We start from the raw sequence: 13,390 nt of genomic DNA on the forward strand, positions 1-13,390 counted from the left end.
TCGAACCTTCAAATAGTAAGGTGAGGGCCTACTGGTCTCCGGGAAAAACCGGCATGGATTGATACGCACCGGTTAGGCAGAGATCTGGAATTTTTACGATGTTTACCTTCCCCACTATATTACCGACCTATCCGCACAAGCGCGTTTACGGGGCCAACCTAGAAGGTCAAGGCGATCCGGCGGCTTCCGAGAAATACTATTTAGCCTTCATACTTCAGCGGTTCGTAGTCTGTCGGGGTCGCGTGCGGTTACCTTGGTGAAGGTCATGCGGATTCCCTGCTTCGGGCGCAGGATAACCATCGGGCGTGCTTCGATCGTCTGGCCGGGAGTCAGTTCAAAATCATATCTTCTGAGCAGATCGCTCAGAATCATGAGTATCTGCAGCATCGCGTAATGGGCGCCGATACAGCCCCGCGGTCCGGCCCCGAAGGGGATATGAGTGAAGGGCGTATGCACATTGCCTTTGGCGAAACGCTCCGGGTCGAAGGTCTCGGGGACCGGCCAGTGGCGTGGCGCATGGTGCGCACCATAGACGCACACAATGACCATCGATCCCGCAGGTATGGCCATGTCTCCTACGCGGTCGTCGGCGACAGCCATACGGTCGACCATCCAGAACGGCGGATAAAGGCGTAGCGCCTCCTGAATGACCTGCGTGGCAAACTCGAGTTTGGGAACGTCGCTGAAACTCAGAGGCGCGTCACCCAGGACCGAATCAAACTCCTGCCGTACCTTTGCGAGGCAATCCGGATGCGTGCTTAGAAGGTAAAGGAGCCACGAAAGACCGTTCGACGAAGTCTCATGGCCGGCAACCAAAAGCTGCATACTCTCGCTTAGGACCAGTTCGTCGGTCATGCCCTCGCCGTCGCTGTAACGCGCGTCCAGCAACGTCTGCAGGAGATCGTTGCCGGGCGCTTGTTGCCGGCGCGTCTTGATGTACGCCATCAGAATGCCATCCGCGCGGGCCCGCATCTCTTCGTGTCTGCGGAGCTCGCCGGAGACTTCAAACCAGGGATTCAGGTAGGGCTGGAGGGTTTGCCGAACGATAAATTCCTGGACGGTGCAGATGGTCTGGCTGACGATATCGATGTCTTCGTCCTTCAGCTTGGCGCCAAAAAGCGAGCGGGCGACCATCGCGAACGTCATCTTCATCAGCTGGGGGTAGATGTCGACGGGGCCGACATGTATTTGCCTATCGAAATCCCGCAGCGACTCGGCAAGGGAGTCCTGCATGATCGCGGAAAGGACCTCGAGTTGCTTTCGATCAAAGCCCTTCTGGATGAGACGGCGCTGTGTGCGCCAGGCTTCGCCGTGGGTAGTCAGCAGACCTTTGCCCAGGAAGTGGCCCATCCGCTTTACTTGAATTTCGGACTTCTGATAGTTCTCCGCGTTGGTCTTCAACACATGTTGAATGACGGTCGGATCGATCGTAACGATGGCCTCTTTAATGCCACCCAGATAGAAGCGAAATGTCTCGCCGAAGAGCTCGGTGTATTTTGCCAACACCTTCACGGGATTGGCGGCCATCGCGGGCGAGTCAGCAAGGGATCGAAGTCTGGAAACAGCAGGAATCGGTGTGGGCAACGTTACACCTCACTGCCCGGATGTTCGCAACGGACCATCGGAAATTTCAGGGATTTTGTCTGTCGCAAATGGGTCGTCATCACAAATACGTTTCGTTTCCCAGTTGCTTCAAAAGTATCAGATGATGCCAGATTGCTCGTGTCATCGTGGGATGTTGCCGATAGGGAACGCCAAACTCTTCGGCGGTCTCCCGCGCAATCCGGGTCAGCGGAGCGTAGTGGGTGTGGCATACGAAAGGGCACAGATGGTGAGCAATGTGATGGTTGAGCCCGCCCGCGAGCCAGCCTACAACCGGGTTGCTGGTCGCATAATCGGCCGTAGTCGCGAAGATGTGATACACCCCGTTGTCGAACTCGTTGCGGCTTTCGGGAAAGTACGTGGTGTCGATCGTATGCGTGGTCTGAAATACCAGCGATACACTCAAACCGACGATTAGGTGCACCATCACGAACGCCCCAGCCACGAGCCAAGGCGATTTCCCCAGCAGCACCATCGGCAAAATGAGCATGTAGGTGATGTAAAACGCCTTCCCTGCGAAGAGGATGGCGTACTCTCGCGCCGGATGCTTGGTGCGTTTCAGATAGTCGTGGGTTGGGAAGAAGAATGCCTCAAAGTCTCTTACAAAAACGTAGTCCAGAGAAAACATCGCGTAAAAGAACAGCGCATAGATGTGCTGGAACCGGTGCCATCGCGCACGGGGTTCGTGGGGCGTAAATCGGAAGATGCCGCGTCCTGTGAGCGCGTCGTCTTCGCCATGAAGATTGATGCAGGAGTGGTGGCCTCGATGATGGAGGATGCGCCACATGTATGAGTTGATCCCGCAAAGGTCGAAGGCGTAGTTCAGGCTCTTGTTGACTAACGGCACAGACGAGATGGCGTTGTGGTTGCTGTCGTGGGCAATGTTTAGCAAAAGAAATGTCTGAGCGAGGCCACCTAAAACGTAGAGGGCAAAGAACTTCCATGAATCTGGCTTGAATGCGTAGATGGCAATCCAACTGCCTGCCAGCACGGACAGACCCACAGCGATCTTGACCCACATGGTCCGGTCGGCTTTGGGTGAAATATTCTGCTCGGCAAAGAACCTATCGAGGCGGCGACGTAAAACTTTCGGGAAGGTAGACACACCTGAAGGGGTGCCGGCGGACTGCCGCAACGAGGGCTCAGACGGCACCAGATCGTCGACCTCCGGCCTGAGAGCAATATCCGGCGTAAGAGCAACAACCGATTCGATTTCGGACGTCACCGGTGCCTCCATAAGCATTTCAAATCGGTTAGGCGCATTCCGGTTGGTGGCGCGGTAGCTTAGGCCGGCAGCCAATTTGTTGGCCCACCACCTCTAGTATTGACGTTTGATAGTAGCGCGAAGACTCAAGCAGAATCAAGAAAATTTGCACCAGACGGGGCCAAGGTGGACGCCGTCTCTTCCTGGAAATGATGAGCGTCGCATTTCGGCATGGCTTTGCTAACATTAGTGAACAGATCGCATCGAACCAGGATGCTCTGGACGGAGCAGCGGTATGGCGATGCTCCGCAGGATTCACTTGTCTAGTGCGGTTACCCCTGAAGATATACCGAGAGCAACAAAGCAAGATGCTTGGCGTTTATGTACTGAGTTTCCTATTTTAACCCTGAGGGATCGCTGAGCAACTATGGCATCAATTTTAGATCGACTGGATAGGCTCGGGAATGAACACCCGCATAAAATCCTTTATTCCTACCTTGAGCTGAATGGCAATCCGCTCGAAAGCTACACGTACGCGTCGTTTCTCCGCCGCACGAAGGCAATCGCCAGTCATTTGCTGAAGGAACGTCGTTTCGCTGCGGGCGACCGGCTGCTGTTGGCCTATCCGCCGGGTCTCGAAATGATCTGCGCCTTTTTGGGTTGCGTGCGCGCTGGGCTGGTTCCTGTGCCTGTGTATCCACCAAGCTCTCGCGGCTTCCAGAGTGCCTTGTACAAAATGGTACACATCGCCAAGGACTGTCAGGCGTCCGGAATTTTAACCAGCGCAGACTACCACGCCTCTTTGAAAACAAATCTCACGAGAAGTGGAGTCTCGGCATCCGGGGTCGATGTCGATTACATCTCCGCTCTTCCGTGGATTGCCACAGAAGATTTCGTGAACACGATTTCGGGCGTGCCTTTTTTTGACGCGTCGGAGATTTTGTTTCTCCAGTACACATCGGGGTCCACGATGGAGCCCAAGGGTGTGATGGTGACGCACGAAAACATCCTGCAGACCTGTCCCCTGGTGATCGACCATTCCGATCCGATCGTCGTCTCCTGGCTTCCGCAGTATCACGATATGGGTCTCATCGGTTGCTATCTATATCCCGCGCTGAAAGGCGGCACGACATACGGTTTCGCTGCGACGGATTTCATTCAGCGGCCGATACTCTGGCTCGAGACCATCACAACTTATCGCGCTACCGCGACGGCTGCACCCAATTTTGCGTACGACTATTGCCTGCGCACCGGAAGGCTCTCCAAGGAGAATCTGGAAGCCTGCGATCTTAGCTCGCTGCGGGTGTTGATGTGCGCAGCGGAACCAGTAAAAGCGGATACGTTCACAAGGTTTCTGGAGGCGTTTCAGCCCTACGGACTCAAGTCGGAAAGCTTTTACGTCGCCTATGGGCTGGCGGAAAATACCCTGGCCGTTTCGCTCGGCGGCAGAAACATCGTCTCGGTCAACAAGCGTGCCCTGGCGCTGGGTAAGGCCCGCATGATTACGGAGGTCTCCGAAATCGACAGTGCCGCGCAGATTGTCAGTTGCGGCACTCCGCTCGCGGGCATCGACGTCAAGATTGTGGACCCGGAACAGCACGTTGCATTAGCTCCAGGCCATGTCGGCGAAGTCTGGATCGCCGGCAGCGGTAAATGCGTGGGCTACTGGAACAATCCGGAACTGACGCTGAAGCAGTTTCATGCGCGGCTGGTGGACGACAGCCCTTATGACGATGGCTTCATGCGGACCGGCGATATGGGATTCTTCCACGACGGAGAACTCTACATTTGCGGCCGCATTAAGGACATGATTATCCTCCGCGGGCAAAATTATTATCCGCAGGATATCGAGAACATTGTGGAGAGAGCGTCCAGCCTCATCCGGAACAATTGCGTCGCTGCGTTCCAAATTCATGAAGACAGCGAGCCTGCGCTGGCAATCGTAGCTGAAGTGAAAAACCCCAAGACGCTTCCGGATGCGCGGAAAATTGCCGCTGCGGTGCGGAGTTATCTCAACGTGGAAGTCGCGTTGATCTCCTTCATAGCGCCTCGTGCGATCCCGAGGACCAGCTCGGGCAAGATCATGCGCCACAAGACGAAGCAAATGTGGCTGGCGGGCGAGTTCAACGTCCTCTCCGACTTTTCGCGAGAGAAAGACGCGGGGACTTGCGAGTCCATTTCGGGAATCCGGTCGTCGTTCGACGAATTGAAAGCGCGGTACAACCTGACCGGCAATGAATCCTACAACCTCGTCGAAGCCGGGTTGGATTCGCTCGATCTTGTAGTTTTCATGCACGAACTCAAGGAGCTTCTGAAAGATAAAGGCGCCGATATGCTGGCGCGGCAGGTCGATATCGGAGTCATTCAGCGGGTCAGTGTAGCCGACCTGTTTCGACTGGCTGAACATTTGGAGAGTGCTCCTGAAGAAGCGCTAATCGAGTTACGTAATTCGCTGGCGGTTTTTCGCGATGAGCAGCGCGCAGCGGAAAAGCAGATGATGAGCGAAGACTCCACGCTCGTTTTCACGCCTTCAGTCCCGGAGCCTTTGCCCGAGATACCAGTCCCGAACCACGTCCTTCTGACGGGTGGCACCGGCTTCATCGGACCGTTCCTGATGAAGAGCCTGCTGGAACAAACGAAGGCTAAAATCTATGTTCTCGTCCGGGCTTCCGACGAAGATCAGGGCAGGCAAAGGCTGAGGGCTGCGATGGAATCGATGGGCCCTTGCCCGGCGCGGCTGATGCAGATATTTGAAGCCCGCATTATTCCTATCTGCGGCGATCTTGGGCAGCCGATGCTGGGCGTGGCGCAGGACGTCTGGGATTTCCTCGCTGCTGAAATGGACACCGTGTTCCACAACGGCGCGACCGTGAACTACCTGTTCAACTACGACCGCATGCGTGATGCGAACGTGATGGGAACTAACGAAGTGCTGAGACTGGCATTCGAGGGACGGCCCAAGGAATTCAATTACGTCTCGACGACCTTCGTGTTTGGCTGGGCGGTTAAGAGCGTCCTCTATGAGACCGACTTCAACAGAGACATGGAGCTTCTTGACTTCGGATACAGCCAGTCCAAATGGGTTGCGGAACAGGTCGTTGCAGACGCACGCAGCCGTGGTCTCTCCACGCGAATTTTCCGGCCTGCTCTCGTGAGCCCCTCGATTACGGGGGGAGGCAACAACTTCGACATCGCGGTTCGACTAGTTGCATTCATGGTGAACCACGGCATCGGCGTCGATGCGCTGAACCAGGTGAGTTTCGTTCCCGCCGACATTGTGGCGAACAATATTGTTGCGATCTCTACCAGCGCCGGCACAGAGAACAAGACCTACCACATCGTGCGTGACGACTACGCGAACATGATGGACATCACCAATCTCATTACCAAATCGACCGGGCGGCAATTCGAAGTATTCACCGTCGACGATTTCGTTCCCGAATTGATCCGGCGGTGCCGCAAGGAAGATTTGCTGTTCCCCTTGCTCGATTTTCTGGTGGGTTCGGTGGACAATATCACCGCGATGGAGTTCAAGCGCTATGACAACTCCACCTACCAAGCAGCTCGCGACGCCTCCAAGTGGGGCATCCCTGACCCATCGCTCGAAGACACCGTCAACGGCATTCTGAAATTCATGCACCGCAAGGGCATCATTTCGGTTGCAGCTCGCGAGCCTAGCACTGTGTTGCCGCCAAGCGAGGACCTGGCGCTGACAGATGCATCATCCGCTACTGCTTTTTGAACACCAGCTTCTCAGTCAGGTGCTGGCCGGTTTCCAGCGAGCCCGTGGTGGTCAGCGTCATCTGCTGCCCATCCGCAGAAACGGTCCACCTGTCCTTTTGAGTCACCTGATTGTCTCGACGGTAAATCGCGTCCACCGTGTGAGGATCGACCTGTTGAAGCACCACAGTATCGTTGCTGGAGTTCTTGAGGTCGTACGGCTTCCCGTCAAAGCGAGCAGTATAGCTATAGTCCCCGGAGAAACGGACACCGTCGATTGCATTCGGCTCGATCTTCAACACCAACCCTTGCCGCAAACGGCTCTTGCTGAGGTCCTCAGTCCACTCGCCGGCCAGCGGGTCCTTGGCAGCCCTCACGCCTCCGCTTCGCGTCCACACGGTGGTCTGGTCGGTGCGGCCTCTGCTCGTAGTCGTGATCGCCAGCTCATTGCCGTCCGTCGATAGTTTGCTGTGAAGCATGGCCACGACCGCTCCATCCTTTTTCTCCGTGACCTCGACCTGCTTCTTACCAATTCGGTGCAGCACAATTTGATTGAACGCCGGATTACCCGGCACAGCAGTTTCGTGTCCGTCGGCCTTCGCAGTGAAATCGAGGTGAGTCTCACCGGACATGACGACATGCTTCGTCCCATCTGGAAGCGATGTGATGGAGAGCTTGTCGGCAGGGTCCAGAGAAGATTGCGCCGTGACGAGCGTCCACGAGCCAATGCGAGGGTCTGACCCTCCAATTTGGAGCGCGGCAGCCATTGCGAATAACACTAATGTGCGAATGGTTCCTCCTGAAGCACGGGAAGCAAATTTTAGCAGGGCCAACACCAGAGCCGCGAAGCGCTGCTCTCAACACGATAGGATGCGTAATGGCCCGAAGTCGTCCACAGCGGACTTCTTATGCGTCTGAAATCCTTCGATTCCAGTAAAGAGTATGACATCATGAATTTCATGCAGGTTCGCCGCTTCTGGATGGCCGGGGTTGTTCTTGCCGCCGTCGTTGCGCTTCTTCCCTTCTCTTTTCACTCCGAACGTCATCTTGAGACGGCAACCCGCGTTGAGGGCAGCGAAGCCGAGACTGTCACGCAGGAGCTGACCACTCGCTTTCATTCGCCATTCGTCGACCGCGTTGTCCTGGTCGTCCAGGGGCTTCCCCCTGCGGACTCAGAGGAAGGCGAGCAAGCGCTATCAACCATTGTCACGGGACTGCGAGAAGAACCCGGCGTGTCCGGCGTCGTTTCCCACATTGAACTGCGCGATCCGATCTTCCTGGGCAAGGGCGGTGGAACGTTTGTCCTGGTGGGCCTGTCGTCGAGCGAGGGCCCGGTGGAAGCGCTCGTTCCTAAGCTTCACGAGCGGGCAAACGCTCTCGCCAATCAATTGCGGGGCCGCTACCCTGCCGTGAAGCTCGAACTGACAGGCGAACTTCCGCTGAATTTCGACATCCGTAAAGCCAGCGCTGATGATGTGCAACGCGGTGAGAGCCTGGTGGTTCCCGCGACTCTCTTACTCTTGCTGGTGGCTTTCGGTAGCCTGGTTGCCGCCGTTATTCCATTGGCCGTCGGCCAGCTTGCCATCGCGACCACTCTAGCAATTACCGGGCTAATAGCCCAGCGATTCCACCTGTCCATCCTGGTCCAGAATCTGGCCACCATGCTTGGCTTGGGCCTGGGTATCGACTATGCGCTCCTCATGGTCAGCCGCTTTCGAGAAGCCATTTGCGCTGGGAATGATGGATCTGCAGCCGCAGTCATAGCCGCGCGTCAGGCCGGTCGTACGCTCCTGATTTCAGCATCAACAGTAGCCATCGGATTTCTTGCGCTCCTGACTGTTCCTATCAGCGAAATCCGCTCCATTGGCATCGCGGGATTTCTGGTGGCGGCAATCAGTGTGCTGCTTACAAATACCCTGGTTCCGGCAGTGCTGGCATTGCTCGGGCCGCGGATCGATGCGGGCCGGATGCCGTTTACCCCGAAGCTGGATGCGGACCGGACCGCACATACAGGCACCCGCTGGAGAAAATGGGGAAAGGTGATTGTCGCTCATCCCTGGCTGGCACTAGCTCTCGCAGGTGCTCCGTTGCTTGTGCTCGCCTGGCAAGCCACACGGCTGGATACGAGCGTCCCCCAAGGCGATTGGCTTCCGGAGTCGGCGGAATCAGTCCAGGCGCTGCATAGTTTGGAACGGATGGATCGTGTTGGCGTCGTTTATTCGATGCGCATCATTGTCGAACTACCAGCGGATTCCATTGCGCAAACCGACGCGGGATGGAATGCGCTCGATCGCCTCGGCAAGCGCCTCGCGAGTGACCCGCGTTGCGCGCGCGTCATTTCAATTTCAACGATCGCGGAGGGCAACCGCGCCTCCCTCACCGACCTCTCGCGCGAGACGCGGCGCACGTTTCTAAGTAGCGACGGACACGCGGCGCTGCTTGAAGTGCTACCCGCGACTTCAGTCTCCCTGCGCGACCAGGTTAACTGGGTGCGGGAGCTTCGAAAGACCGGCGTGGCAGATCTCACCGGAGTGCCCGGAGCAACGCTGGAGATCGGCGGCATCCCGGCACTCAACGCCGACTACCAGACGATTGTCGTGAAACACTTTGTCCCAGTAATGACGATGGTGGTGGTCGCAACACTGCTGGCGCTTCTGGCCGGCTTCCGATCGCTTTTTGCTGCCGTGAAGGCCATTCTTCTCAACCTGTTCTCGGTTGCTGCGTCCTTTGGGGCCTTGGTCTTAGTGTTCCAGGACGGACACGGAAGTCGCCTGTTCGGAGTTCCCGGCGGTACGGGCAGCGTGTTCCCCCTTGTGCCTATCGTCGCCTTCGCCATCGTCTTCGGTCTAAGCATGGATTACGAAGTGTTTCTGGTCGCGCGAGTTCTCGAAGCGAGGAAGAGCGGGCTGAGTGAAACGGACGCAATCCCGGAGGGTATGGCCAGGACGGCAGGCCTGATTACGAGCGCTGCGGCGATCATGATCGTGGTATTCGCCGCCTTCACCTTCGGAAATTTCCTCGTTGTCAAGATGATCGGATTTACGCTGGCGGTGGCTGTATTGATTGACGCCACATTGGTCCGAATTGTGATCGGCCCCGCGCTCCTTCGTATTGCAGGCGATTGGAACTGGTGGCCTGGAGGTCTCGCCACAACACGCAGGGAGCGCGATTCCAAATAACACATGGAATACAAGTGCGCTCTTCCCTAAGCTGCGACCGGACTGGATTCAAAGTAGTTCAAGTGGATAGAAGGGATATCGGTGAGTGTAAAAACAATCACTGGATCAAGATGATTATTCAGCTCGCCTTATGGTGGGCGACTTCACTAACGCAAAATGGAGCGCAGAGGCTCAAACGGCCACGGGTATAAGCCCCAAAGGGGCGATATATACCAGCCCAGGGGTGATGACGCAAAGCGCGCCACAAACGTTTGCATCGCGCTCTGCGTCAAGGGTGGAGGCGGCTGGCGAGCGTTTTTTGCTCACCGTGCCGCCGGAACCCTGGGTTACGGGCCAAGAAAAGATAGAGCCCTGAAGGGGGCGGTATATCGTGGCTGCACGATATACCGCACTTACAGCGCTCGACCTCCTTTGCCATCTGACCCAGGGTTCCTGCACCGCAGCGAACCACACACCTTCATTTCTTCACCATGTCTAAAAATCTACCTTCACATTGAAGGTAAAAACCCTATTCTTCAGTCATATCGCTATGGCAATAGATCGCTCGATTCACTATCCTTAACAAATCGAGCCTGAAAACCTCAGACCCTAATGAATTTCGAAGCACCTTCGAATACTTTCGGGCTATTCCTGATTCCACGATCGTTCGCGGCAATCGTGAACGCTGCAACGGTTCGAGCAGATCACCGGCAATCACGCTTCACCTCTATAGAGGATTAGTGACACCCACTCTTACATCTCCGGCTCCGTCGTTCACCGCTCTCCCGGAGGCGCGTCTCCACGGCATCTCGCAGCTGATCGGGAACACACCCTTGCTGGAGATCGAACTGCGCTACAAAGGGCAACCACGAACGATCTTTGCAAAGTACGAGCCGATGAATCTCACCGGCAGCATAAAAGATCGGATGGTCTTCAATATCTTCCAGCAGGCATACGCCGATGGAACTCTGAAAGCCGGCGACACCATCGTTGAAGCCACGAGTGGCAACACAGGCATCTCTTGCGCAGCCATAGGTCGTGCCCTGGGACACCCTGTCAAAATCTTCATGCCGGACTGGATGAGTAGAGAGCGGGTATTACTGATCCAGAGCCTTGGCGCCGAAGTCGTTCTGCTTACACGCGAGCAGGGTGGGTTTCTCGGCAGCATCGCCCTCTGTGAGCAGCTAGCAGCAGAGCGGGACGACATCTTCCTTCCCCGTCAATTCTCCAACCAGGCCAACTTGCAGGCTCACTTCGACGGAACCGGTCCTGAGATCTGGCAGCAACTCAACGCCTGTGGCCGCCGTTCCGACGCCTTTGTCGCCGGCGTCGGAACTGGCGGAACAGTGATGGGCACCGGTGCCTTCCTTCGCCAGAAGAACCCCGGCATCAAAATTCATCCCGTAGAACCGCTTGAGTCGCCAACCCTCTCCACTGGGCACAAGATCGGTTCACACCGCATCCAGGGAATCTCCGACGACTTCATCCCCGACATCATCGACTTCACCGTCCTCGATGAAGTTCTCTCGGTCTCCGATGGAGACTCTATCCTCATGGCGCAGAAGATCGCCTCCGAGTTAGGCCTCGGGGTCGGCATCTCCTCCGGCTGCAATTTGATCGCAGCCATCCGCGCACAGGATAAGCTCGCCCCTTCGGCAACAGTCGTCACAGTATTCTGCGACGACAACAAGAAGTACCTCACCACAGCTCTTCTTCAACAGGAGCCGGTCAAGCCAGGATACCTCTCGTCGGATATCACTCTAGTCGCCACACATAGTCATCCTCGCTGCTGAATCGAGGATCGGACCACAAACGAAGACGCCTGCAGGCAAGCCGAGCATGGGGCCCAACTGCCCGCAGGCATCTCGTAAACGACAAGAGCCTTCCTGCCACGTTCTTCTTTAAAGCGTAATACCCAATACCTTCAAATCGGACACAATCACACCGTCGCCGGCCTTGGCATCGGAGATTAATGTCTTGATGTCGCTCAGGGTTGCAGTATCGAGAAGAAGGTTCGTGCCGGAGGCACTAACAGCTCCACTTCCATCCTTGACTAGCTTCACGGCATCCGCAAAGACTTTCAGCATCAGCGCACGCGTCTGCGGGCTCGAGATCAGCGCCCACGCCTGCTTTACCTTCGACCAATCCGCAGCGACTTTGCCCGCAAAGCTCTTGAGATCGTTACCCACGGTGCTGAGTACACTTTCTAAGCTCATAATGCTCTCCTATGATTCCTTGAATTAATATTTTGAATAAATTTTTCTCACCCAAACGTTATATCTAACTACACTTCATCTCGTGAACGATGAAAGCTTTAGTCTCCACCGTGATTGGCAAGATTTGCCGTCACACTTAGCGCGGGCAGAGGAGACTGCTTCAGATAGGCGAAGATCGTCAGCAACGCCGGGATCAGGGTGATCTTCGCGAGGTTGATAAGGCCATCGTGCGAGAAGTTGAATACGCCAGGCAGCGTCAGCACACCTCCCGCCGCCGTCGAAAAAGAGCCGATAGCCCCTGCAAACAGACCGTGCAGCCAGGTCTTTGTGTTGTTGCTCATGCAACCTCCGTTCCGCTGGAAACAGCAAAGAACCTGTCCAACTCACCGATGATCTGAGCCATCGGAATGATCCACGGCTTGCTAACAACTGTGACGGTGATCTGTCCATCGGCAATCGTCCATGCGAGCTTCACACCGTGCGTTTCAACGGAGCCCGTAGCTTGGTTGGGGTCAATGGCCGGTCCACCTTCTGCGAGGATCCTCGCCGCCGTGGCCGTGGGATTGGGGAGTGGATACGTCCTACTCATACTGCCTCCTAATGTTTGTCTATTCACTTGTATTTGTTTTCTTTCTGTCATTCGCCCTGAGCGGAGTCGAATGAGAGAGAATCTGCTTCCGTTCTCGCCACCGCCTCTGGCGGCATCTCCCGAAAAAGTTGTGCTTCTGCTTGCCGCCTGCGTATCAATCCTGGAACCACGTCACCACCCGCATAGACCCACGCACCAAACTGCTGCGCCGCGCCGTTGAAATCTCCGGCATTCACCTTGCGCAGCAGCGTCGATTGCAAGAAATTGCCGCGTCCAAGGTTGAAGCAGAAATCCACGAGTGCATCGAACTGCTTCTGGTTGAGCGTCACACTCACAGCACTATTCACGCACGAGACGCTGGCCGCAATATCGGAACGTAACAGTAGCTCGGCCTCCCCCTGCGTAATCGCCAGTCCAGCCTTCACACCAACACCAGTATGGCCAAAACCCACCGTCCACACACCGGCCACGTCTTGATAGGCCATCAGGCGCAACCCCTCGAAATTCTCCGTAAGAGCGAGACCCTCTTTGCTATATTCAAACGTCTGCATGTCTTTACCTGTTGATGCGAAGTTGCCCGATTAGCTCGGAGACATTGGTATTAAGCTGGCGGAGTTGATTCGCGATGTCCTTGAAGATGCTGTCATAACGATCGTGCAGCGTTGAGTGCGAAGCCAGAGTCTGCATATCCATTACTTGTCTTTCCTTAATCTCGGCAACATCTTTGACAAGGGCATCCAATATCTGCTGATTGGCCGCCCCTTTAGTAGCTTTCCCCATAAGAAATGCCACAAGCGCTGTAACTCCCGGCATCAACACTTCAATCAATCTGACCCACAGCGGTTCTGGCATAGAGCCTCCCTTCCCAACTTGTACTTCCAAAATGCGCAAAATAAAAGGC

The 13,390-nt window shown here is 55.8% G+C and carries 11 protein-coding genes; 3 read left to right on the forward strand and 8 right to left on the reverse strand.

Features of this window, described 5'->3' with window-relative positions:
* Positions 1–207: 207 nt before the first annotated feature.
* Positions 208–1,584, reverse strand: a complete 1,377-nt coding sequence (locus GSQ91_RS09910) for a cytochrome P450 (RefSeq protein WP_158821402.1) — start codon at positions 1,582–1,584, stop codon at positions 208–210.
* Positions 1,585–1,663: 79 nt separating this feature from the next.
* A complete protein-coding gene (locus tag GSQ91_RS09915) occupies positions 1,664–2,827 on the reverse strand; it encodes a fatty acid desaturase (RefSeq protein ID WP_158821403.1) in 1,164 nt (387 codons plus the stop codon).
* 406 nt (positions 2,828–3,233) lie between these two features.
* On the opposite strand from GSQ91_RS09915, the gene GSQ91_RS09920 reads away from it, so the two are divergent.
* Positions 3,234–6,548, forward strand: coding sequence for a fatty acyl-AMP ligase (locus tag GSQ91_RS09920; RefSeq protein WP_158821404.1), 3,315 nt, complete (start codon positions 3,234–3,236; stop codon positions 6,546–6,548).
* On the opposite strand, the gene GSQ91_RS09925 is transcribed toward GSQ91_RS09920, so the two are convergent.
* Complete coding sequence (locus GSQ91_RS09925) at positions 6,535–7,305, reverse strand: hypothetical protein (RefSeq protein WP_158821405.1); 771 nt, start codon at positions 7,303–7,305, stop codon at positions 6,535–6,537. The two genes, GSQ91_RS09920 and GSQ91_RS09925, sit on opposite strands and share 14 nt — an antisense overlap.
* A 129-nt stretch (positions 7,306–7,434) precedes the next feature.
* Between GSQ91_RS09925 and GSQ91_RS09930 the strand changes: the two genes are divergently transcribed.
* Both GSQ91_RS09930 and GSQ91_RS09935 read left to right on the forward strand, forming a co-directional pair.
* Positions 7,435–9,705: an MMPL family transporter gene (locus GSQ91_RS09930; RefSeq protein WP_158821406.1), complete on the forward strand. Its 2,271-nt coding sequence runs from the start codon at positions 7,435–7,437 to the stop codon at positions 9,703–9,705.
* 719 nt (positions 9,706–10,424) lie between these two features.
* Entirely contained in the window at positions 10,425–11,477 is a 1,053-nt protein-coding gene (locus tag GSQ91_RS09935; RefSeq protein WP_158821407.1) for a PLP-dependent cysteine synthase family protein, read from the forward strand.
* 108 nt (positions 11,478–11,585) lie between these two features.
* Here GSQ91_RS09935 and GSQ91_RS09940 read toward each other — a convergent pair whose 3' ends face one another.
* The 5 genes from GSQ91_RS09940 to GSQ91_RS09960 all read right to left on the reverse strand — a co-directional run bounded on the left by GSQ91_RS09940 (position 11,586) and on the right by GSQ91_RS09960 (position 13,341).
* Positions 11,586–11,900, reverse strand: coding sequence for a hypothetical protein (locus GSQ91_RS09940; protein WP_158821408.1), 315 nt, complete (start codon positions 11,898–11,900; stop codon positions 11,586–11,588).
* Positions 11,901–11,998: 98 nt separating this feature from the next.
* Positions 11,999–12,241 carry a hypothetical protein gene (locus GSQ91_RS09945; protein WP_158821409.1) on the reverse strand — a complete coding sequence of 81 codons (243 nt, stop codon included), beginning with the start codon at positions 12,239–12,241 and terminating at the stop codon, positions 11,999–12,001.
* The gene (locus tag GSQ91_RS09950) at positions 12,238–12,489 is read right to left on the reverse strand and encodes a hypothetical protein (protein WP_158821410.1); all 252 of its coding nucleotides are present in this window, start codon (positions 12,487–12,489) and stop codon (positions 12,238–12,240) included. The genes GSQ91_RS09945 and GSQ91_RS09950 overlap by 4 nt, the downstream gene beginning before the upstream one ends.
* A 47-nt stretch (positions 12,490–12,536) precedes the next feature.
* Positions 12,537–13,040, reverse strand: coding sequence for a lysozyme (locus GSQ91_RS09955; protein ID WP_158821411.1), 504 nt, complete (start codon positions 13,038–13,040; stop codon positions 12,537–12,539).
* Positions 13,041–13,044: 4 nt separating this feature from the next.
* Positions 13,045–13,341, reverse strand: a complete 297-nt coding sequence (locus GSQ91_RS09960; RefSeq protein WP_158821412.1) for a hypothetical protein — start codon at positions 13,339–13,341, stop codon at positions 13,045–13,047.
* Between the last annotated feature and the right edge of the window lie 49 nt (positions 13,342–13,390).

The organism is Granulicella sp. S156, from assembly GCF_009766105.1.
GTDB lineage: Bacteria > Acidobacteriota > Terriglobia > Terriglobales > Acidobacteriaceae > Granulicella.

Bases quoted from the DNA above. Each gene is read 5' to 3' on its own strand.
- GSQ91_RS09920 (WP_158821404.1), top strand. From the start codon at position 3,234: ATGGCATCAATTTTAGATCGACTGGATAGGCTCGGGAATGAACACCCG.
- GSQ91_RS09930 (WP_158821406.1), top strand. From the start codon at position 7,435: ATGCGTCTGAAATCCTTCGATTCCAGTAAAGAGTATGACATCATGAAT.
- GSQ91_RS09940 (WP_158821408.1), bottom strand. From the start codon at position 11,900: ATGAGCTTAGAAAGTGTACTCAGCACCGTGGGTAACGATCTCAAGAGC.
- GSQ91_RS09945 (WP_158821409.1), bottom strand. From the start codon at position 12,241: ATGAGCAACAACACAAAGACCTGGCTGCACGGTCTGTTTGCAGGGGCT.
- GSQ91_RS09950 (WP_158821410.1), bottom strand. From the start codon at position 12,489: ATGAGTAGGACGTATCCACTCCCCAATCCCACGGCCACGGCGGCGAGG.
- GSQ91_RS09955 (WP_158821411.1), bottom strand. From the start codon at position 13,040: ATGCAGACGTTTGAATATAGCAAAGAGGGTCTCGCTCTTACGGAGAAT.
- GSQ91_RS09960 (WP_158821412.1), bottom strand. From the start codon at position 13,341: ATGCCAGAACCGCTGTGGGTCAGATTGATTGAAGTGTTGATGCCGGGA.